This window comes from Mycobacterium sp. ABE4_509 (genome assembly GCF_056160785.1).
The window spans coordinates 21,800-42,354 of the sequence record NZ_JBSWXU010000033.1 but is presented as its reverse complement, the minus strand read 5'-3'; the positions used below and the strand labels follow the sequence as shown (position 1 = coordinate 42,354).

The following is a 20,555-nucleotide window of genomic DNA, read 5'->3' as shown; positions in this document are numbered from 1 at the left end:
GCCCGGCGTCGGCGAGGGGGCTCCCGGCCGGCGCTCGCGGGCCCGGAACCGAGCCGGCACCGTGATCTCGGCGGCCACCGAACCCGACGCCGGCCACGGTGTCCACCTGTTCGCCACCGTGCAGACGGCGGCCGGGCGGCACAGCGGGCAGGGCCGGCTGCAGGTGGTGGCCGACGATGTCCGGCGCGCCGTACGTGAGGGCCGCGAGGGAAACCTGGTGATCTTCGTCGTCGACGCCTCGGGGTCGATGGCGGCGCGCGACCGGATGTCGGCGGTGGGCGGGGCCACGCTGTCCCTGCTGCGCGACGCCTATCAGCGCCGCGACAAGGTCGCGGTGATCACCTTCCGCCAGCAGGATGCCCAGGTGGTGTTGCCGCCGACCTCCTCGGTGCACATCGCCGGCAGACGGCTGGCCCGGTTCGACACCGGGGGCCGCACCCCGCTGGCCGAGGGGCTGCTGGCGGCTCGCGACATGGTGGTCCGGGAACGCGCCCGCGACCGGGCGCGCCGCAGCCTGGTGGTGGTACTCACCGACGGACGGGCCACCGGCGGGGTGGATCCACTCAACCGGGCCCGCGCGGCGGCGGCCCGGCTGGTGGCCGAGGGTGCGGCCGCTGTCGTGGTCGACTGTGAAACGTCCTTTGTCCGGCTGGGCTTGGCCGAAGAACTGGCCGGATATCTGAACGCTCCCGCGGTGCGGCTGGACCAGCTGCGCGCCGACGACCTGTCGGCTCTGGTCAAATCGCAGTCCGGCCGGGGTGCCGCATAGAAGGGTGGGCCGATGCCACAAGGTCAGCCACTGGCCGTTCCCCGCGACGGGTTGACGACCCGGCAGCGGCGCAACGCACCGCTGCTGGCGGTGCACACCGGGCCCGGGAAGGGGAAGTCGACCGCCGCTTTCGGGATGGCGCTGCGGGCCTGGAATCAGGGTTTCGACATCGCGGTGTTCCAGTTCGTCAAGAGCGCCAAGTGGAAGGTGGGGGAGGAGACCGCGCTGAACGAGTTGGGCCGGGCGCACGACGAGCGGGGTGTCGGCGGGGCCGTCGAATGGCACAAGATGGGGTCAGGCTGGTCGTGGTCGCGCAAGGAGGGCACCGAGGCCGACCACGCCGCCGCCGCAGCCGAGGGCTGGGCCGAGATCACCCGCCGGCTGGCCGAGGAACGCCATGACTTCTATGTGCTCGATGAGTTCACCTACCCGCTGAAATGGGGGTGGGTCGACGCCGACGAGGTTGTCGCGACCCTGGCGGCCCGTCCGGGCACCCAGCATGTGGTGATCACCGGCCGCGATGCGCCCCCGGCGCTGCTCGAAGCCGCGGACCTGGTCACCGAGATGACCAAGGTCAAACACCCGATGGACGCCGGCCGCAAGGGCCAGAAGGGCATCGAGTGGTGAGCGCAGCGAGGCACGACAGACTGGCATCGAGTGGTGAGCGCAGCGAGGCACGACAGACTGGCATCGAGTGGTGAGCGCAGCGAGGCACGACAGACTGACCGGGCTGTGGTGACGGCCGCATGAGCACCCCGGCTGTCGTGGTCGCCGCCCCCGCCTCGGGCAGCGGCAAGACCACCGTCGCCACCGGGCTGATGGGGGCGCTGCGCCGGGCGGGACGTCGGGTGGCGCCGTTCAAGGTCGGTCCGGACTTCATCGACCCCGGCTACCACGGGCTGGCCGCCGGGCGCCCCGGCCGCAACCTCGATCCGGTGCTGGTCGGTGACCAGCTGATCGGCCCCTTGTTCCGGCACGGCAGTGACGACGCCGACATCGCCGTCGTCGAAGGGGTGATGGGTCTGTTCGACGGGCGCATCAGTGCCGTGCACCACGGCACGGCGCACGGCTCGACCGCTCAGCTCGCCGCGCTGCTCGGGGCGCCGGTGGTGCTGGTCGTCGACGCGCGGGGGCAGAGCCACAGCATCGCCGCACTGGTGCACGGCTTCGCGACCTTCGACAACGGTGTGCGGCTGGCCGGGGTGATCCTGAACCGGGTCGGCTCGCCACGGCACGAGGAGGTGCTGCGCCAGGGCTGTGAACAGGCCGGGGTCGCGGTGCTGGGTGCGATTCCGCGCACCGCCGAACTCGCCGTGCCGTCCCGGCATCTGGGCCTGGTCACCGCCGTCGAGCACGGCCGGCTGGCCGCCGCGGCCGTCGAGGCGATGACGTCGCTGGTGGCCCGACATGTCGATCTGGATGCGCTGGCCGCGGTGGCCGCCAGCCGCGTCGCGGAGCCGGCATGGACCCCGGCGGCCGTGGAGCCGGTGGCCCGGCCGGTGACCGTCGCGGTGGCCGCGGGCAAGGCTTTCAGCTTCAACTACGCCGAGCACGCCGAACTGCTGGCGGCGGCGGGTGCGACCGTGGTCGACTTCGACCCGCTGCGCGACCCGTTGCCACCGGAGGCCGCGGCCCTGGTGCTGCCCGGAGGTTTCCCCGAGCAGTTCGGCTCCGAGCTGTCGGCCAACGATGTCGTCCGTGCGCAGATCCGGTCGCTGGCCGGGCGGGGCGCTCCGGTGCACGCCGAGTGCGCGGGGCTGACGTATCTGGTGGACGACCTGGACGGGCAGCCGATGTGCGGGGTGCTGGCGGGGTCGGCGACCTTCACCGACGCCCTCACGCTGGGGTACCGCGACGCGGTGGCGGTGGCGGACTCGCCGCTGCACCGTGCCGGTGACCGGGTGGTGGGCCACGAGTTCCACCGCACCACGGTGCGGTTCACCGGTGACCGGGACCCGGCGTGGCGGTTCGCCGGGCGTGGCGGTCGGGTCGTGGACGACGGAGCGGTCCGGGCCGGGGTGCACGCGGCCTACCTGCACACTCACCCGGCGGGGCGTCCGGGTGCGATCGCCCGGTTCGTTACGGCCGCCGCAGCATCTAGGCTCGCCGGGTGACGCGCAGGCGAGGAGCGGGTTTGACTTCCGCGCACGTGAGGAGCGAATTTGTCGTCTGAGAACGCCTATCTGGTCGGACTGCGCCTGGCCGGTAAGAAGGTCGTCGTCGTGGGCGGCGGGACGGTTGCGCAGCGCAGGCTGCCGCTGCTGGTCGCCAGTGGCGCCGACGTCCACGTCATCACCCGTGCGGCGACTCCGGCGGTGGAGGGCATCGACGGGATCACGCTGACGTTGCGCGAGTTCCGTGCCGGTGATCTGGACGGCGCCTGGTATGCCATCGCCGCCACCGACGACCCCGAGGTCAACGCCGCCATCGTCGCCGAGGCCGAGGACCGGCACATCTTCTGTGTGCGGGCCGACGTGGCGCGGGAGGGGACGGCCGTCACCCCGGCGTCGTTCGAGTACGAGGGGCTGGCCGTCGGGGTGCTGGCCGGTGGTGAGCATCGGCGTTCGGCGGCGATCCGCTCGGCCATCCACGAGGCCTTCCAGCAGGGCGTCATCGCCAGGGACAGTTCCACGACGCCGGGGGTGGTGCGCGGTGGTGTCGCGTTGGTCGGCGGCGGGCCGGGTGACCCGGAGTTGGTGACGGTGCGCGGACGGCGGCTGCTGGCGCACGCCGACGTGGTGGTGGCCGACCGGTTGGCGCCGCAGGAACTGCTGGCCGAGCTGTCGCCGGAGGTCGAGGTGATCGACGCGGCGAAGATCCCGTACGGACGTGCGATGGCCCAGGACGCGATCAACGGCGTGCTCGTCGACCGGGCCAAGGCGGGCAAGTTCGTGGTCCGGCTCAAGGGCGGTGACCCGTTCGTCTTCGCCCGCGGGTACGAGGAGATCCTGGCGTGCGCGGAGGCGGGGATACCGGTGACCGTGGTACCCGGTGTGACCAGCGCCATAGGGGTTCCGGCGCTGGCCGGTGTGCCCGTCACCCACCGGGCCATGACCCATGAATTCGTGGTGGTCAGCGGACATCTCGCGCCCGAGCATCCCGAATCGTTAGTGAATTGGGATGCGCTGGCCAAAATGCACGGCACGATCGTGTTGATGATGGCCGTCGAGCGCATCGAATTGTTTGCCAAAGTTCTGCGAGAAGGTGGCCGCCCTGCCGAAACCCCAGTTCTTGTGGTTCAACAGGGTTCGATGGCCGCTGAGCGGGTTTTGCGGGCTACGCTCGCCGACGCGCCCGAGCGGATCCGCGCCGAAGGCATCAGGCCGCCGGCGATCATCGTGATCGGATCGGTGGCGGCTTTCGGCGTTTAAAGGATTCTTAAGAGTACTGTAAGGTAACCCGTCATGACGGCTCTCAACGATGCGGAGCGTGCCGCCATCCACCGTGAAACTGAAGGCAACAGCCAGCAAGGCTCGAAACGAGCCGACGGCCGTGCGATGCCGGAACGGACGCCCGCCTGGAGCGGGCAGGGTGGCAACGCCCAGCGACCCGGCAGGTCGCCGGCGGCATGGCTGCCGTCGCGCCGATTCATCGCCGCGGTCATCGCGATCGGCGGCATGCAGTTGCTGGCCACGATGGACAGCACCATCGCCATCGTCGCGCTCCCGAAGATCCAGGACGAACTGAGTCTGTCCGACGCCGGCCGTAGCTGGGTGATCACCGCCTACGTGCTGACCTTCGGCGGGCTGATGCTGCTCGGTGGCCGTCTCGGCGACACCATCGGCCGCAAGCGCACCTTCATCGTCGGCGTCACGCTGTTCACGATCGCCTCGGTGCTGTGCGGTATCGCCTGGGATGAGGCCACGCTGGTGATCGCCCGGCTGCTGCAGGGCGTCGGCGCGGCCATCGCGTCTCCGACGGCGCTGGCGCTGATCGCGACGACCTTCCCGAAGGGTCCCGCACGAAACGCGGCCACCGCGGTGTTCGCCGCGATGACCGGCGTCGGCTCGGTGATGGGCCTGGTGGTCGGCGGGGCTTTGACCGAGGTGTCGTGGCGGCTGGCGTTCCTGGTCAACGTGCCGATCGGGCTGCTGATGATCTACCTGGCCCGCAAGACGCTGCGCGAGACCAACCGTGAGCGGCTCAAGCTCGACGCCGCTGGAGCGCTACTGGCCACGCTGGGTTGCACCGCCGCGGTGTTCGGCTTCTCGATGGGCCCCGAGCAGGGCTGGTTGTCGCCCATGACGATCACCTCCGGGATCGCCGCGGCGGCCTTCTTCATCGCCTTCCTGATCGTCGAACGCACCGCGGAGAACCCGGTGGTGCCCTTCAGCCTGTTCCACGACCGCAACCGGGTGGCCACGTTCGCGGCGGTCTTCCTGGCCGGCGGGGTGATGTTCACCCTCACCGTGCTGATCGGTCTGTACGTGCAGGACATCATGGGTTACAGCGCGCTGCGGGCCGGTATCGGGTTCATCCCGTTCGTCATCGCGCTGGGTATCGGCCTGGGGCTGGCCTCGGCGCTGGTGTCGAGGTTCCCGCCGCGCGTGCTGGTCATCGGTGGCGGCGTGCTCGTCCTCGGCGCGATGATCTACGGCTCGACTCTGGACGCCAACATCCCGTACTTCCCGAACCTGGTCATCCCGATCACCGTCGGGGGATTCGGCATCGGCATGATCGTGGTGCCGCTGATGCTCTCGGCGATCGCCGGCGTCGGCTTCGACCAGATCGGCCCGGTCTCGGCGATCGCGCTGATGCTGCAGAACCTCGGCGGGCCGGTCGTGCTCGCGATCGTCCAGGCCGTCATCACGTCGCGCACGCTGTATCTGGGCGGCACCACCGGCCCGGTCAAGGACATGAACCCGGCGCAGCTGCACGCGCTCGATCAGGGCTACACCTACGGGCTGCTGTGGGTCGCCGCGGTCGCGGTCGTGGTCGGCGGCGCGGCACTGTTCATCCGCTACACCGCCGAGCAGGTCGCGCACGCCCAGGAAGTCAAGGACGCGATCGACGCCGGAGAGCTCTAGCTCGGCGGTTTCGGCGTGGCCGGTCGCGCACCGCGCGACTGAGCACGCCGAAATCGCACTCGGCGGCCACCAGTAAGGTTGGCGCTCGTGATAACCCGTATGTCCGAGCTGTTCCTGCGCACCCTGCGTGACGACCCCGCCGACGCCGAGGTGCCCAGCCACAAACTGTTGATCCGGGCCGGTTACATCCGGCCCATCGGGCCCGGTTTGTACAGCTGGCTGCCGTTGGGGCTGCGGGTGCTGCGCAAGATCGAGAAGATCGTGCGCGACGAGATGACCGCGATGGGTGGGCAGGAGATCCTGTTCCCCGCCCTGCTCCCGCGTGCGCCCTACGAGACGACGAACCGCTGGACCGAATACGGCGACAACCTGTTCCGCCTGCAGGACCGGCGCGGCAACGACTACCTGCTGGGGCCCACCCACGAAGAGCTGTTCACCATGACCGTGAAGGGGGAGTACTCCTCCTACAAGGACTTCCCGCTGGTGCTGTTCCAGATCCAGACCAAGTACCGCGACGAGGCGCGGCCGCGGGCCGGCATCCTGCGTGGCCGCGAGTTCATCATGAAGGACTCGTACTCGTTCGACGTCGACGACGACGGCCTCAAGAATGCCTACCACGCCCACCGGGAGGCCTACCAACGCATCTTCGCGCGGCTGGCCGTCCGCTACCTGATCGTCTCCGCGGTCTCGGGCGCGATGGGCGGCAGCGCGTCGGAGGAGTTCCTGGCCGAGAGCGAGGTCGGCGAGGACACCTTCGTGCGTTGCCTGGAGTCGGGCTACGCGGCCAATGTGGAGGCGGTACTGACCGCGGTGCCGCCGTCGATCCCGATCGACGGACAGCCCGAAGCGGTGGTGCACGTGACCCCCGACACCCCCACCATCGCCACCCTGGTGGAGTGGGCCAACGCCGCCGACCTGCCCGGTTTCGCCGGACGTGAGGTCGTGGCCGCCGACACCCTGAAGAACGTGCTGCTCAAGGTGCGCGAGCCGGGCGGCGACTGGGAGCTGCTCGCCGTCGGTGTCCCCGGCGACCGTGAGGTCGACGAGAAGCGGCTCGGCGCCGCGCTCGAGCCCGCCGAATACGCGTTGCTCGACGACGCTGACTTCGCCCGGAACCCGTTCCTGGTGAAGGGCTATGTCGGCCCGAAGGCGTTGCTGGCCAACGGAGTGCGCTACCTGGTCGACCCGCGGGTGGTCGACGGAACCGCCTGGATCACCGGTGCCGACGAGAAGAACCGGCACGTCGTCGGTCTGGTGGCGGGTCGCGACTTCACCGCCGACGGCACGATCGAGGCAGCCGAGGTGCGCGCCGGCGACCCGTCGCCCGACGGGTGCGGCCCGCTGGTGTCCGCCCGGGGAATCGAGATCGGCCACATCTTCCAGCTCGGCCGCAAGTACGCCGACGCGTTCTCCGCCGACGTGCTCGGCGAGGACGGCAAGCCGGTGCGGCTGACCATGGGTTCCTACGGCGTCGGGGTGTCGCGGCTGGTGGCGGTGATCGCCGAGCAGCACCACGACGAGCTGGGGCTGCGCTGGCCGGCAGCGGTGTCGCCGTTCGACGTGCACCTGGTGATCGCCAACAAGGACCCCGAGGCCCGCGCCGGCGCCGTCGAGCTGGCCGCCGAGCTGGACCGGCTGGGTCTGGAAGTGCTGCTCGATGACCGGACGGCCTCACCCGGGGTGAAGTTCAAGGACGCCGAACTGCTCGGGGTTCCGTGGATCGTGGTGGTGGGCCGCGGCTGGGCCGACGGCGTCGTCGAGCTGCGGGACCGGTTCGGCGGTGAGAAGCGCGAGATCGCCGCGGGTGCCGCGGCCGCCGACATCGCCGCGGCGGTGGGGTAGCGACCCCGCCGGGCCCCACGCGAAGGGCTGCGGTGCCACCGCAGACCCGATTCGGACTGCGGTGTTCCGCTCGCCGGTACGGACGCAGCGGAGTCGGGTTCCTGCGGTAGACCATGGCCCCGGCGCGCGCCGAACCGCTCAGCGCCGATGGACAAAGGGGCATGCCAGATGGGCCGAGTGCAGGGCAAGGTTGTTTTCATCACGGGCGCGGGGGGCGGGCAGGGTCGTGCTCACGCCGTCCGGCTGGCCGAAGAGGGCGCCGACATCATCGCGGTGGACGTCTGCCGTCAGGTCAGCGACAGCGTCCACTACGACTACGCCACCGAGGACGATCTGGCGCAGACAGCCAAGCTGGTGGCCGACACCGGCCGCCGGTGCGTGCCCATCGTCGCCGACGTCCGCGACCGCGCCGCGATGGACGACGCTGCCGCACGCGCGATCGGCGAGTTCGGTCGTATCGACGCGGTATGCGCGAACGCCGGGGTGTGCACCTTCCACAAGGAAGGTTCGCTGAGCATTCCCGATGAGGTCTACGACCTGATCATGGACACCAATCTGAAGGGTGTCTGGAACACCGTCCAGGCGACCGCGCCGGCGTTGATCGACGCGGGCGGCGGATCGATCGTCATCACCAGCTCGGTGGCCGGAATCCGCGGCCAGGTGCCCTATGCACACTACGTGGCCAGCAAGCACGGCATCGTCGGATTGATGAAGGCGTTTGCGAACGAGTTTGCACCACATCGGATTCGGGTCAACACCATCCATCCCACCGGAGTGCAGACCGCGATGGGCTCGGACCGCACCGCATACGAGTGCGCCGCGGTGCAGCCCTTCTTCGGCCAGGGGGCCACCAACCTGCTGCCCGACCTTGACGAGCCGCAGGGAAGCGCCTATTCACCCGTCGCGATGATCACCGCCGAGGAGGTCTCCAAGACGGTGCTGTTCCTGATCTCCGACGATGCCCGCTACATCACCGGGGTCCAACTGCCGGTAGACGCGGGAAACGTCAACAAGCCGTGAGCGGGGCGCCGCCGCTGAACATGACCTCGGCGCGGGTTCCACTGCGCGGGAAGCCGGTGCTCACGGTGAGTGTGTCGGCCTACTGTGGATCCGATCCGGTCCGTGGTGGAGGAGATCCAGAGTGAAGGTAAGCCCGCAACGCTACGACGTCGTGGTAGTCGGATTCGGGGCCGCCGGTGCGTGCGCCGCGATCGCGGCGGCAGAAGCCGGTGCGTCGGTCCTCGTGGTGGATCGTGGCCTGGGTGGCGGGGCATCGGCGCTCTCCGGTGGCATCGTCTACGCCGGCGGCGGCACGAAGTATCAGCTGCAGGCAGGTCAACAGGACAGCCCGGCGAACATGTTCGACTATCTGCGGGAGGAAGTGCAGGGTGTCGTCGACGACGACACGCTGCGCCGATTCTGTGACAGCAGTGTCGAACACCTCGACTGGCTGGAACGCCACGGCGCCAGGTTCGGTGCGTCGTTGTGTGACTACAAGACCTCCTACCCGACAGACCGGCACTATCTGTATTTCTCCGGGAACGAGAAGGCCCATCCCTACCGGAATCTCGCCACGCCGGCGCCGCGCGGCCATCGCCAGGTCGCCGATGGCATGCAGTCCGGGCGCGTTCTGTGGGAGGCACTTCGGGATGCCGCGCTGAGCCTGGGTGTGGAGTTCATGCCGATGACGCGGGTGGACGAGCTCATCATCGAAGGAGGTCGCGTCGGCGGCGTCCACGGGCGCACGCTGCTCGACGGGGAATCACGCGCCGATCGGCGCCGTCGCCGCGCGGTGGCGGTCAACACCAAGCTGGCGAACTGGTTTCCCGCCGTGGGCCGGATCATGGACCGCTACGTCGAGAAGCAGTGGCGCACCCGATCGGCCACGGTGCGGATCGGTGCGTCCACCGTGGTCCTGGCCGCCGGTGGGTTCGCGTTCAATCGAGACATGCTGTGCCGTCATGCTCCCGGGCATGCATTGATCTCCCCACTGGGCACCGCCGGTGACGACGGAACCGGAATCGCGCTGGGACTGAGCGCCGGTGGCGTTTCGGCGCATCTGGACCGCGTCACCGCCTGGCGCTTCATGTCGCCACCGTCGGCGATGGCCGAAGGCGTCGTCGTCGGGGTCAACGGTGAGCGGATCGCCAACGAAGACCTCTACGGCGCCACCTTCTCGGACATCATGATCCGCCGGTTCGGCGGATCGGGCTTTCTGATTCTGGATTCCGCGCTCTGGAAGAAGGCGATCAGCCAGATCGGTTCGCAGACCCTGGCCTTTCAGAAGGCGTGGCTGGGGGTGAGTACGTACACGCACTACAAGAAGGCCGACAGCCTCGCCGCCCTCGCCGCCAAGCTGGGGATATCGGGATCCGGCCTGGTCGAGACCGTGTCCGCCTACAATGCGGCGATCGCATCCGGTGCCGTGGATCCCGCTCACAAGGCCGCCGAGTTCTGCACCCCAGTGGCCGAGCCGCCGTTCTACGCCGTCGACATCTCGCTGAAAGCCTCGCCGCTGGACTTCGTCCCGGGCCTGACGCTGGGTGGACTGCAGGTCGCGGCGGAGAGCGGGATGGTCCTCGCCGCCGACGGCGACCCGGTGCCGGGCCTTTACGCCGCGGGGCGCACCGCGGTAGGTGTGTGCTCGAACTCCTATGTCAGTGGTCTGTCGCTGGCCGACTGCGTGTTCTCCGGGCGACGGGCCGGGCAGGCTGCGGCGCGTGTTTCGGCCGGCGGCAGCGCTGCGGGGCTCGCTAGCTTTCGCGCCGGCGGTCAAGGGTGGCGGTGAGCATGGTCGAGCGGCCGGGCTGGATGCTCGGCTTTCACGCGATGAGCAGTGCGTCGGGTGTGGTTGGTGGGCCGCGGTGGTCCGGCAGGCTGATTAGTCGCCGTGTTCGGCAGGCTTTCGTGTGCGCCGTGATAGCGGCCCAGGGCGAGCGGGCGGCAAGCTAGGTTGCGCCGTCGTGCGGCATAGCTCTCAAGGCCGTCACCGTCCGCCGCTGAGCCTTCCTTGACGATAGCGCTGTTCATCGAAGGGTTGTTGGGTTCGAAGTAGTCGGTAGGCCAGTCGACAGGCGTGACGTGCGAGCGCGACACGAGCCTGGATGGGTGCCATGCCGCGGGCTCGTAGTTGCGCGTCGCGTTCGGCAAACGACGGCGAGTTCTGGGCCAGTCCCCACGCGATGCCCATCAAGGCATCGCGGTGCTCGGCCAGGCCTTGTCGCGAGATTCGTCCTCGGCGAGTGATGGTGGCCGACTGATACAGGGCCGGCGCTAAACCTGTTGCCGAGTAGAGATGTTCGGCATCGGGGAATCGCTGGATCGGCAGGCTGTGCGCAGCGAAGGCCGCCGCACGAATCGAGCCGACACCGGGAAGGCTGGTCAGGATCTGGCCGTCGGTTTCGGCGAGCAACGCCATGATTTCGAGGTCGAGGGCATCGATGTCGGTGCGGAGTCGACGATAGCGGTCGAGGTTACGACCCAACCGGTGAGCGCGTTGATCTGCATCGGCCGGCGGCGGCAGGCACTGCCGCCACCGAGTGACCCAGTATTGGGCGGTACCGGTGGTCAATCGCCCTGGAGCGCGACACAGCAACGACCGTAGCTGCGGTACACGTCCCGCGAACGCCGCTGCACAGGCCAGCACCGCAATACCGGTAGGTGACTCCACGGCCAAGGCTCGGCCATGACCGGCGGGCGCTGACAATCCTGGGCACAGGGCGTTGAGCTGGTCATGCAACCGCTGCTGAGCGACCTTGCGGTCGGCGACCAACCCGCGGCGGTGTCGCACTGCAGCACGTAGCGACTCCACCGCCGTGTGCTCGCCGAAGCGTTGCCCGCCGCCCTGGCGAGCCATATACGTTAGGGCTGCACAATCACGGTCGTCGGTTTTGAACCTGCCTGAACCCAGCTGACTACGCGCCGACTTCGTCGCCGAGGGCGCAAACAATCGCACTGAACCGGGGTGACGACGTTCGAGCTCGGCGACCCACGGTCGATGCAGACTCCCCGTCGCCTCGATCGCGATCACCGGGTCTCTGGGGCCGTGCTTGTTCAGCGCCCGCTCCAGCTCAGCGACACCTTCTCGCGAGACCGGCAACGACATCGGATCGGTAAGCAGACCAGAGCCGTCACTGATCCACACCCGATGAAATGCCTTACCCGGGTCCACGGCCACAATCACCGTGGACGGATCAAGCGCAACCTCCAACACCGACATGAGCAGCCTCCTCCGAACCGGACCTCCAAAAAGAATCCGCCCGCCGACTACTCATGGCCTATCAGCTCTCGGTGACGTCCCGCCGCGACCAGTACGCTTTCATCGAGACGATCTCGCCATCGAGGTTGAACACCATCACCTCCATCGGGTGCACCGTGACCCGCGCGTCGGCAGAACCCATGGTGATGACGAACGAGAACACCGCTTCGAGTCCGCCGAAACGAATTTCGTTCATCTGGGTGGTCAGCTCCGCACCGTCGAGTGCACGATAGAACTCCGTGATGGCCTGCCGGCCGCTGTGCACGACCCCGCAGCCGACGGGATCCTCCAGCGTGGCGTTGTCGGCGAACAGCGCGCCCACCGAGTCGGCGTCGGCGTGCGCCACCGTGTCGAGATATCTCTGCACCAGCGCCACGATGTCGACTGGTGATTCGTGTTCTGCGGCAAGGAGAGTGCTCACGAGTTCAGCGGCGGGTTCAGGCATGGCCGACACGGTACAGCGGCGGGGAGCGCGGCGGGGCAGTCCTACCGCACAGCGGGACGGACGGGTCACCGGCGGCGCAGCATCACCGGAAACCCCGACCGCTCAGCGGGATCGGCAGTGATGTCGTACCGTGCCCTCGGTAACGTCCGGAGGCTGTGAACGCTGGTGATCTCGTCGAGTACCGAATGGCAGACGGGGTTGTCCTCGTCACGATCAACGACCCGCTGCGCCGTAACGCGGTGACCGAGGCGATGTCGGTGCAGCTGTGCGCCGCGATCGCCCGGGCCGAAGGCGACGAGGGAGCCCACGCGGTGATCGTCACCGGCGCCGGGTCCGCGTTCTGTGCCGGGGCAGACCTCTCCACGCTCAAAGTCGCGGATCGAGAGTCTTTGCAGCGTATCTACTCTGGTTTCATGGCCGTCAGTCGATGCAGCCTGCCGACGATCGCCGCGGTCAACGGTCCAGCGGTCGGGGCAGGGCTGAACCTCGCACTCGCAGCGGACATGCGCATCGCAGGGCCGAAGGCGGTGTTCGATGCGCGTTTCCAGCAACTCGGCATCCATCCCGGCGGCGGCGCGACCTGGATGTTGCAGCGGGCCATCGGGGTGCAGGCGGCCCGCGCCGCACTGCTGTTCGGCGTGCGGTTCGACGCCGCAGCGGCCGTGCGGCACGGGTTGGCGTTCGAGGCGGCCGAGGATCCGGTGGCCGCGGCGCGCGAATTGGCCGCCGGGCCGGCTCGGGCACCGCGCGAGGTCGTGCTGGCGACGAAGGACACCATGCGAAACACCGTCCAACCGGGCCGGGCGGACCTCGCCCAGCACGAGGCCGCCATGCTGTTGGAACTCGACCACCAGGTGGAATCGATCCAGGCCCCGGCATTCGCTCGCCGACTGGCTGCTGCTCGGGGCGGGCCACGGTGAGATCCCTTGTGCCTGCAGGTCGGTGGATGGCGGCGGCAAAGACGGTGGCCTGGTTCGGGTCGTGCGCGGTGCTGGTGGTTCTGCTGGTCTCCCCGGAGGCCCGCGGGGACAACAGGCGCCTCAACGATGGTGTGGTGGCCAACGTCTATACGATCCAGCGGAACGCCGGATGCGGTGGGGAACTTCACGTCAGCCCCGAACTCCAAGCCGCGGCCGCACGCCATGCCAGGGACATCATGGTTCACCGCGATCTGTCCGACGATGTGGGCTCGGACGGCTCCGGGCCCCAGGATCGGGCGTCGGCGGCGGGGTTCCGCGGCGATGCGGTTCAGACGGTGGCGGTCAACCCGGCGCTGGCGGTGAACAACATCGAGATCCTTCAGCAGCGGTACTACGATCCGCGGGACTACGCGATCATGAGCGATTGCACCCGCACCGTCATCGGCGTCTGGTCGGAGAATTCACTGGACCGCTCGGTGGTCGTGGCAGTCTACGGCCGGCCCGAATGAGTCTGCGGCGGCGGTGAGCGCGGCCCGCCGTCAGGCCCATGCCAGCGTGGATGTTCCGAACAGTGCGTCCCAGGCGGGGTCCCCGTCGCGGTGGGACCGCAGCGCGATGTCGCCCAGGTGAGCTGCGTAGTCGCCTGGGGTGCCGAACTCGCCGACCCAGCTGCGGGCCCGCATCGTCGCCCGCCACAGGTCGTGCTCGAGGGTGACCCCGAGGGCGCCGTGCAACTGGTGGGCCGTTCGGGAGACCACCGGAACGACCTGTCCCAGGGTGACCTTCGCCAGCGTCACGGCATAGTCGGCCTGTGGACTGTCGAAACCGTGGTCGGCGGCAGCGGCAACGGCCAGGCTGACCACCGATCGGGCCCGTTCGATCTCGCCGGTCATCAGCGCCAGGGCGTGTTGCACGGTCTGGAATCGGTTCAGTGGCCGGCCGAACTGGATCCGCCCGCCGGTGTAGGCCACCGACGCTTCGGCGGCGGCGTCGAGTGCTCCCACGGTCTGGACGCACCGTGCCCACGCACCGCGCCGCTGCAGCTGGGTAGCCACGGCGACGTCGAGCTCGGCGCATTCCGCGGTCGGGAGGTCCACGGCCAGCCGACCGCGTGGTTCTCCGGCCAGGTTGTGCTGCACCGTGACCCCGACATCGGATGCCCTGGCCACCAGTAGGTGGCGGCCGACGGGTAGCGCGAGCAGGATCGTGGCCGGACCCGGCCATGGCACGGCACGGAGCGCGGCGGTGACGGTTCCGGCGTGGGTCTCACAACGCGCCGGATCACCCAGGGCCACGGTGACCGGTGCGGACTGCGGACATTCGATACCGGCCAAGCCGGCCAGCCATGCGCCGAGCAGGTCCGTCTCGGCGAGCGGCACTGCGCTGCAGTTGCGGGCGAGGGCGCGCAGCACCACGCTCATCTCGACAGGGCCGCCACCGGATCCGAGCTCGGTCGTCAGCCTGGTCACGCCCGCGGCATCGAGCCGTTCCCAGAGCGCTTCGTCGAACTCCTGCTCGACCCGGCATTGCGACCCGGACCGGGATGCGGTGTGGTGCACGATGTCGTCGACGAGCTCGCGCAGGTCGTCGAGGTCGGTGCTGCCCGAGGGCCCGGGCGGTGAGCACAGCACGCCGCCGTCGAGCGGATCGATCGGTACCGTCATGATGACTCCTTCGGGTCGATCTAGCGCACGCCCATGCCACGGGCGACGAGTCCGCGGAGCACCTCGTTGGTGCCACCGCGAAGGGTGAACATCGGCGCATGGCGATGTGCGTCGAACAACAACAGCTCGAGTGCGGCATCGGGTGGGGCCTGCAGCTGGTCGAGCATCTCGGCGCACACCTCGACCGAATCCTGCTCATACTGGGTTCCCAGGTCTTTCACCAGGGCGGCGCGGACGGTGGCGTCGTTGCCGGCTGCCAGTGACCGTGCCACCGAGACCGACAGTTGGCGCAGCGACGCCAGCCGTGCCAGTAGGTCGCCCACCCGGGCGGCGGTGTGCCGGTCGTCGGGCCGCTTCGCGAGCGCGGTCAGGGTGCCGGCCAGCAGCGCCGCCGTCGACAGGAAGCGCTCGGGACCGCTGCGTTCGAAGGACAACTCCGCGGTGACCTGCCGCCAACCCGACCCGATCTCACCGAGAACGTCGGCGTCGGCGACGAATACGCTGTCCAGGACGACCTCGTTGAAATGCTGCTCGCCGGTCATCTGGGGGATGGGATTGACGGTCACACCAGCCGATTCGGGCGATACCAGGAACTGGCTGAGACCACCGTGGCGGTGGTCGGGGTCGGGCGGGCTGGTGCGTGCCAGCACGACGATCCAGTGCGCGCGGTGGGCTCCGCTGGTCCAGAGTTTGCGACCGGTGAGCAGCCAACCGCCCTCTGCCCGTACCGCCCTGGTCTGAACCGCGGCGAGGTCCGATCCGGCGGTGTCCTCGCTCATTCCGATGCTGACGTAGCACCGTCCGGCGGCGATCGCCGGTAGCAGTGTCTGGCGTTGCCGCTCGGTTCCGTAGGACAACAGAGCCGGAGCGATCTGACGGTCGGCGATCCAATGGGCGGCCACCGGCGCTCCCCGCAGGAGCAACTCCTCGGTGACGACGTAGCGGTGCAGGTGACCGGCTCCGCGTCCACCGTAACGGGTCGGGATGGTCATGCCGACGAACCCGGCGGCTCCCAGCCTTGCGCTGAAGCTCTCGTCCCACGAGCTCAGCCAGGTGTCGACACCGCTGCTCCAGCCGAATTCGTCCTGGTCGGCGCGCAGGAACTCGCGGACCGCGGTACGGATCTCGTCGACGTCATCGTCGGCTGCGCACAACATGTCGAACGTTGAAGTCACCGTTCCCCTTTCGGCGTCGTCCCGAACGGTTCGCGGACACGCGTTGTTGCATTGGAATAAGATAACTATATACCCTATTAAGGCGGCGGCCGACTCGGTCGCCGGCCGGGACCACTATCGCCAGGGAGGCCGCGCATGAGCGTGATCTGTTCAGCGGGAACGTATCTGCCACCCTGGACCGCCGGCGGTTCCGGCCGCCGCGTGAGCGGTCCCGATGAGGATGCCCTGACCATGGCTGTCGCGGCCGGACGCGCTGCCGACACCGCGGCCGAGGCCGAACGCGTCGTTCTGGTCTCGCGCGACATGCCGCTGCTCGAAGGCGGGAACGGAGCGGTTCTGCTGGCCGGGTTGTCCCTGAGCCCCGCGGTGGCGGTGCGCGAGGTGCTCGGTGGTGCACCCGCAGTGCTCGACGAGGTGCAGGACGGCGCGCCCGGGACGCTCGTGATCGCCGCTGCCGACGATTCGGCCTGCGGTTCTGCTGCCGTGGCGGTCCTGCTCGGTGGCGAATCCGGTCCGCAGCTGGTGGCCGCAGCCCGGCAGACCCGGAGTCTGCCGGTGGTGGTCCGGCAGGCCGACGGCCGGCGCCGCCAGTACGGTGATCCACGCCTGCAGCGGGAGTTGGGGTTCTCCGACACTCTGGCCCGGATGGGCCTCGACCATTCCCGACCGGTGGCGGCCGCGGCGGGAATCGGCCCCAAGCAGCTGGCCGCCTTCACCGATGTCGGACCGGTGACGACGAACGACTCCGCGGCGGGAGTGCTGGGGGCACTCGTCGACGCGATCGAGCAGCACGCCGAGGGCCTGGTGATCGCGGCCGAGCAGTCGTCGATCACCGTCGCCGAGTTGACGTCCGGCGTCGCGCGGATCCAGCGGGTTGAGCGTCGGGCGCAGGTGCTGCCGTCCGCGGTGGTGGCCGAGGGGCCCGAGATACCGATCTCGCTGGCAGCATATGCGCGGGCATTCGACCCGAAACTGCGCTGGGATGCGACGGTGTTCGGTGAGCCCTCCGAGCAAGGTAGCCGCACATGGTTCCCGCCGCGTTCGGTGGTGACCGAAGACGGTCGACTTCGTCGCGACGGCAGCTCCGAGCCGCTGCCACGCACCGGATGCGTCTACACCCAGACCACCGTGCATCTGCCGGTTCCCGGCATCGCGAGCCCCTACTCGCTCGCGGTGGTGCAGCTCGACGACAGCCCGGTCCGAGTGCTGCTGAAGGTCACCGGCGTGCCGGCCGGCGAAACCCGGATCGGTTCCCCCGGGACGGTCGTACTGCGCAGGATCGCCACCCGCACCGGGATACCCGACTACGGGCCGGCCTTTCTGCCCTCGGAGCTGCTCGGCTCGACACAGGCACGTAACTAGACAGGGGACTGCTCATGCGGAAAGTGGCAATGGTCGGTGCCGGGATGACCGAGTTCGCCGAGCACTTCGACCTCGGGGTGAAGGATCTGATCCCGATGGCGTACGCGGATTGTGTCGCCAACGTCGACAAGGGAATACTCAAATCGCAGATCCAGGCCGCCTGGATCGGGGAGCTTTCGACGACGGACGGCTTCCCGTCCGGCATTCTCGCCGACACGCTGGATCTGGTCGACATCCCGGTGACCCGGATCGAGAATGCTTGTGCAACAGGCAACGATGCCATCCGAAACGGTGTACTGGCGGTGGCATCCGGCCTCTACGACGTCGTCCTCGTGGTCGGGGTCGACAAGGTCAGGGAGACGGCCGCGAACGCAACGTTCTGGGAATGGTCGGGGATGACGCGCGATGGGGCCTGGGACTATCCGCTGGGACTCGTCGCACCGGCGAACTTCGCGCTGCACGTGAACCGCTACCTGTACGAGGCTCCGGCCACCAGGGAACATCTGGCGATGATCGCGGTGAAGAACCACCAGCACGCCCTGACCAATCCCAAGGCGCAGCTGCGCTATCCGATCACCGTCCCCCAGGTTCTGGACGCCCCGGTGGTGGTGGACCCGTTCGGGCTCTATGACTGCACGCCGCAGAGTGATGGGGCTGCGGCGGTGATCCTGGCAGCCGAGGAGATTGCCGACCGGTTCACCGACCGGCCGGTCTGGGTGCGCGGTGTCGGGGTGGGAATGGATCGGGTCATGCATCAGCACAAGCCGGACATGACCACGTTTCCGCCCACGGTGAAGGCCGCCAGGGCGGCACTGGGAATGGCCGGCCTGACCCCGCGCGACATCGACGTCGCCGAGGTGCACGACTGCTTCACCGGAGTGGAGTTGATCAGCTACGAGGACCTGGGCTTCGCCGACCGTTTCGACGGACACAAGCTGGTAGAGCGCGGCGAACACTACGTGGGCGGCTCGATACCGATCAATCCGAGTGGAGGGTTGAAGGCCAAAGGCCATCCACCCGGGGCGACGGGAGTGGCGCAGTGCTACGAGTTGTTCAATCAGCTCAGGGGCGAGGCCGAGAACCAGGTCGATGGCGCCCGGGTAGCCTTGGCGCACAACATCGGTGGTCCCACCGCGGTCTCCGCGGTGACGGTATTGTCGAGTGCTCGAGGATGACCGTGCAGTGAGGCTCAGTCGAGCAGATCGAGCACCGTGGACATCTTGGAGCCGGAGAGCAGGTACTCCTCGGCTTTGAGCAGGTGGCGGTTCCACAACTCACCGGCCTTGTCGGCGTCGCCCGCCTTGATCAGGTCCAGAACCATCGCGTGGGTCTTGACCGATCTCTTGAGCGCCTGATCGGCCCGGGCTCCCTCGGTGGGCTGCATGGTTCTGTTGGCCTTCTCCACGATGTGGTGCAACATCTCGCTGATGATCTGCATCGTGGCGTTGCCGGAAAGGCGCGCAACGGCAGCGTGGAAGTCGGTCTGGACGGTGAAGCCTTCGTCGCCGGTCTTCTGCCCGCGCTCACGTTCGACGATCTCCTCCAGTTCTGCGATGACTGCGGGATCACGGTCCTTGGCCAGTTGAACGACCATCGGGGTCTCGATGATCGCTCGCGCGTCGTAGATGTCCTTGAGCGCCACCCCTTCGTACTGCAGGATCAGCCCGGCGTAGTCGGCGAGCGTCTCGCGGGTGGGTCGGGTGACCCGCGCGCCGCCGCGCGCGCCCCGCTGCATCTCGATCAGCGACTGGGATTCGAGGATCCGGAAGGCCTCCCGCAAGGTCGGGCGGGACACGCCGAACTGCTGCATCAGCTCAGATTCCGGGGGCAGCATCTCACCCTCGGCGATCTCGCCGCGGATGAACATCTTCCGCAGCACATCAGCTACCCGGCCCGACATCTTGGGCTCGCGAAAGCTGGCGACCTCCATGCGCATCCCCTTTTGACGTGCGTGATCGCAATCAGTGATATGACTAACGATATTACGAGGGCCGTTCGGGTGGCGCCGTAGCGGTGCCGCCGTGTCGGCGGGCACAGAGTCCCGGTGGCGGCTCGCGGGTCACGCGCAGGAGATGACGTCGGGCAGCGGTCCGGCCCGGTCAGCCTGCGACAGCAACCGTTCAGCCAGTGCCGATTCGAGCCGGCGATGGGTGCCCAGCAGCGTGTCGAGCTGCATTCCGCGCGCCACGTAGCGGTGCAGGTGATGCTCCATCGTCAGCCCGATCGCACCACTGACCTGGATCGAGACGTCGGCGACCTGGCGGTGGACTCTGCCCGCCACCGCTTTGGCGATCAACGAACGTAGGTCGTCGCCGTGTCGCCACGCCTCGGCGGTCAGCGCGCGGGCTCCCTCCAGGCGCGCGCAGGCGTCCGCGAGGGCGTGCCGCGGCGCCTGGTACGCGCCGATGGGGGAGCCGAACTGCGCCCGGGTGCGGACGTGGTCGACCGCGGTGTCGAGCATCTGTTCGGCCAAGGTGACCAGTTCGGTCGCCAGTGCCCGGCGGCCAGCGGCCATCGCGCGTCGCCACGGTCCGGCGCCGTCGGCGAGCTCGGCCGAGACGGTGCCGGTGACCCGAGTCCACGTCGAGGACGCGTCGAAGGTGTCGAGTGGTTCACAGCGCAGGTGCGCGGCGTCCACGGTGCCGGTCAGCACGACTCCGGAGGGCTGCGCCAGGCCGAACGCCAGCACGCCGTGTGCCGGTCCGAGCACGATGCCCTCGATCGTGGTGCCGTCCCCCGAGCAGTCGGCCGCGCCAGCCGGCAGGATCACGCGGTCGGCCGGACGGCTCAGCGCGGCGCCGAGCTCTGCGAGCATCACCCGATCCAGGCAGTCGGTCTGGGTCAGGGTGCGCGCCCGGGTGCAGAACAGCAGTTGGGTCGCGGCGACGGAGTACTCGGCTTCGATGTCGGCCCAACCCAGCTCGGCGAGCCGCTCGCCGACCACGCAGTGGCCACCGGAGCCCTCCGAGGTCTCGTCGAACACGTGTCGCACGGACTGTTCGATCATCGCCCACGCCTCCTGTGGGGGACCGTCCACTGCGGTTGTCCGGTTGGTCATCGGGCTCCTCTCCGGTCGGGCATGCGCCACGGATC

The 20,555-nt window shown here is 68.8% G+C and carries 18 protein-coding genes; 12 read left to right on the top strand and 6 right to left on the bottom strand.

The genetic code is table 11. From position 1 onward, the window contains the following. The 8 genes from ACXAID_RS10110 to ACXAID_RS10075 form a co-directional block, all read left to right on the top strand. Positions 1-769, top strand: a 769-nt coding sequence (locus ACXAID_RS10110) for a vWA domain-containing protein (RefSeq protein ID WP_475022072.1), incomplete at its 5' end; no start/stop codon positions are given. Between the two features lie 12 nt (positions 770-781). Next, complete coding sequence (gene cobO, locus ACXAID_RS10105) at positions 782-1,396, top strand: cob(I)yrinic acid a,c-diamide adenosyltransferase (protein WP_475022071.1); 615 nt, start codon at positions 782-784, stop codon at positions 1,394-1,396. A gap of 119 nt (positions 1,397-1,515) precedes the next feature. Continuing rightward, positions 1,516-2,883: a cobyrinate a,c-diamide synthase gene (locus ACXAID_RS10100; RefSeq protein ID WP_475022070.1), complete on the top strand. Its 1,368-nt coding sequence runs from the start codon at positions 1,516-1,518 to the stop codon at positions 2,881-2,883. A 48-nt stretch (positions 2,884-2,931) separates the two neighbouring features. After that, positions 2,932-4,140: a uroporphyrinogen-III C-methyltransferase gene (gene cobA / locus ACXAID_RS10095; RefSeq protein WP_475022069.1), complete on the top strand. Its 1,209-nt coding sequence runs from the start codon at positions 2,932-2,934 to the stop codon at positions 4,138-4,140. Between the two features lie 33 nt (positions 4,141-4,173). After that, complete coding sequence (locus ACXAID_RS10090) at positions 4,174-5,796, top strand: MFS transporter (RefSeq protein ID WP_475022068.1); 1,623 nt, start codon at positions 4,174-4,176, stop codon at positions 5,794-5,796. An 87-nt stretch (positions 5,797-5,883) separates the two neighbouring features. Then, positions 5,884-7,638, top strand: a complete 1,755-nt coding sequence (locus ACXAID_RS10085; RefSeq protein WP_475022067.1) for a proline--tRNA ligase — start codon at positions 5,884-5,886, stop codon at positions 7,636-7,638. A gap of 168 nt (positions 7,639-7,806) precedes the next feature. Further along, the gene (locus ACXAID_RS10080; RefSeq protein ID WP_475022066.1) at positions 7,807-8,658 is read left to right on the top strand and encodes a mycofactocin-coupled SDR family oxidoreductase; all 852 of its coding nucleotides are present in this window, start codon (positions 7,807-7,809) and stop codon (positions 8,656-8,658) included. Positions 8,659-8,779: 121 nt separating this feature from the next. Continuing rightward, complete coding sequence (locus tag ACXAID_RS10075; protein ID WP_475022065.1) at positions 8,780-10,426, top strand: FAD-binding protein; 1,647 nt, start codon at positions 8,780-8,782, stop codon at positions 10,424-10,426. 198 nt (positions 10,427-10,624) lie between these two features. On the opposite strand, the gene ACXAID_RS10070 is transcribed toward ACXAID_RS10075, so the two are convergent. Both ACXAID_RS10070 and ACXAID_RS10065 read right to left on the bottom strand, forming a co-directional pair. Further along, entirely contained in the window at positions 10,625-11,857 is a 1,233-nt protein-coding gene (locus ACXAID_RS10070) for an IS110 family RNA-guided transposase (protein WP_475022064.1), read from the bottom strand. Positions 11,858-11,918: 61 nt separating this feature from the next. Beyond that, positions 11,919-12,341: a nuclear transport factor 2 family protein gene (locus ACXAID_RS10065; protein ID WP_475022063.1), complete on the bottom strand. Its 423-nt coding sequence runs from the start codon at positions 12,339-12,341 to the stop codon at positions 11,919-11,921. Positions 12,342-12,496: 155 nt separating this feature from the next. Between ACXAID_RS10065 and ACXAID_RS10060 the strand changes: the two genes are divergently transcribed. After that, a complete protein-coding gene (locus ACXAID_RS10060) occupies positions 12,497-13,261 on the top strand; it encodes an enoyl-CoA hydratase (protein ID WP_475022062.1) in 765 nt (254 codons plus the stop codon). A gap of 26 nt (positions 13,262-13,287) precedes the next feature. Next, positions 13,288-13,770 (top strand): CAP domain-containing protein, encoded by a 483-nt coding sequence (locus ACXAID_RS10055; protein ID WP_475022061.1) that lies wholly within the window; start codon positions 13,288-13,290, stop codon positions 13,768-13,770. Between the two features lie 30 nt (positions 13,771-13,800). Here the strand turns inward: ACXAID_RS10055 and ACXAID_RS10050 are convergent, their stop codons facing one another. Next, complete coding sequence (locus ACXAID_RS10050) at positions 13,801-14,925, bottom strand: acyl-CoA dehydrogenase family protein (RefSeq protein ID WP_475022060.1); 1,125 nt, start codon at positions 14,923-14,925, stop codon at positions 13,801-13,803. Positions 14,926-14,945: 20 nt separating this feature from the next. Further along, the gene (locus tag ACXAID_RS10045) at positions 14,946-16,100 is read right to left on the bottom strand and encodes an acyl-CoA dehydrogenase family protein (protein WP_475022059.1); all 1,155 of its coding nucleotides are present in this window, start codon (positions 16,098-16,100) and stop codon (positions 14,946-14,948) included. A gap of 135 nt (positions 16,101-16,235) precedes the next feature. On the opposite strand from ACXAID_RS10045, the gene ACXAID_RS10040 reads away from it, so the two are divergent. Further along, positions 16,236-17,462 carry a Zn-ribbon domain-containing OB-fold protein gene (locus ACXAID_RS10040; protein ID WP_475022058.1) on the top strand — a complete coding sequence of 409 codons (1,227 nt, stop codon included), beginning with the start codon at positions 16,236-16,238 and terminating at the stop codon, positions 17,460-17,462. 14 nt (positions 17,463-17,476) lie between these two features. Further along, positions 17,477-18,637, top strand: coding sequence for a thiolase C-terminal domain-containing protein (locus ACXAID_RS10035; RefSeq protein ID WP_475022057.1), 1,161 nt, complete (start codon positions 17,477-17,479; stop codon positions 18,635-18,637). A gap of 14 nt (positions 18,638-18,651) precedes the next feature. Here the strand turns inward: ACXAID_RS10035 and ACXAID_RS10030 are convergent, their stop codons facing one another. Both ACXAID_RS10030 and ACXAID_RS10025 read right to left on the bottom strand, forming a co-directional pair. Continuing rightward, positions 18,652-19,392: a FadR/GntR family transcriptional regulator gene (locus tag ACXAID_RS10030; protein WP_475022056.1), complete on the bottom strand. Its 741-nt coding sequence runs from the start codon at positions 19,390-19,392 to the stop codon at positions 18,652-18,654. 129 nt (positions 19,393-19,521) lie between these two features. Continuing rightward, positions 19,522-20,520 carry an acyl-CoA dehydrogenase family protein gene (locus ACXAID_RS10025; protein WP_475022055.1) on the bottom strand — a complete coding sequence of 333 codons (999 nt, stop codon included), beginning with the start codon at positions 20,518-20,520 and terminating at the stop codon, positions 19,522-19,524. Positions 20,521-20,555: the final 35 nt, after the last annotated feature.

Bases quoted from the DNA above. Each gene is read 5' to 3' on its own strand.
- cobO (WP_475022071.1), top strand. From the start codon at position 782: ATGCCACAAGGTCAGCCACTGGCCGTTCCCCGCGACGGGTTGACGACC.
- ACXAID_RS10100 (WP_475022070.1), top strand. From the start codon at position 1,516: ATGAGCACCCCGGCTGTCGTGGTCGCCGCCCCCGCCTCGGGCAGCGGC.
- ACXAID_RS10090 (WP_475022068.1), top strand. From the start codon at position 4,174: ATGACGGCTCTCAACGATGCGGAGCGTGCCGCCATCCACCGTGAAACT.
- ACXAID_RS10080 (WP_475022066.1), top strand. From the start codon at position 7,807: ATGGGCCGAGTGCAGGGCAAGGTTGTTTTCATCACGGGCGCGGGGGGC.
- ACXAID_RS10070 (WP_475022064.1), bottom strand. From the start codon at position 11,857: ATGTCGGTGTTGGAGGTTGCGCTTGATCCGTCCACGGTGATTGTGGCC.
- ACXAID_RS10065 (WP_475022063.1), bottom strand. From the start codon at position 12,341: ATGCCTGAACCCGCCGCTGAACTCGTGAGCACTCTCCTTGCCGCAGAA.
- ACXAID_RS10055 (WP_475022061.1), top strand. From the start codon at position 13,288: ATGGCGGCGGCAAAGACGGTGGCCTGGTTCGGGTCGTGCGCGGTGCTG.
- ACXAID_RS10050 (WP_475022060.1), bottom strand. From the start codon at position 14,925: ATGACGGTACCGATCGATCCGCTCGACGGCGGCGTGCTGTGCTCACCG.
- ACXAID_RS10040 (WP_475022058.1), top strand. From the start codon at position 16,236: ATGAGCGTGATCTGTTCAGCGGGAACGTATCTGCCACCCTGGACCGCC.
- ACXAID_RS10035 (WP_475022057.1), top strand. From the start codon at position 17,477: ATGCGGAAAGTGGCAATGGTCGGTGCCGGGATGACCGAGTTCGCCGAG.
- ACXAID_RS10030 (WP_475022056.1), bottom strand. From the start codon at position 19,392: ATGGAGGTCGCCAGCTTTCGCGAGCCCAAGATGTCGGGCCGGGTAGCT.
- ACXAID_RS10025 (WP_475022055.1), bottom strand. From the start codon at position 20,520: ATGACCAACCGGACAACCGCAGTGGACGGTCCCCCACAGGAGGCGTGG.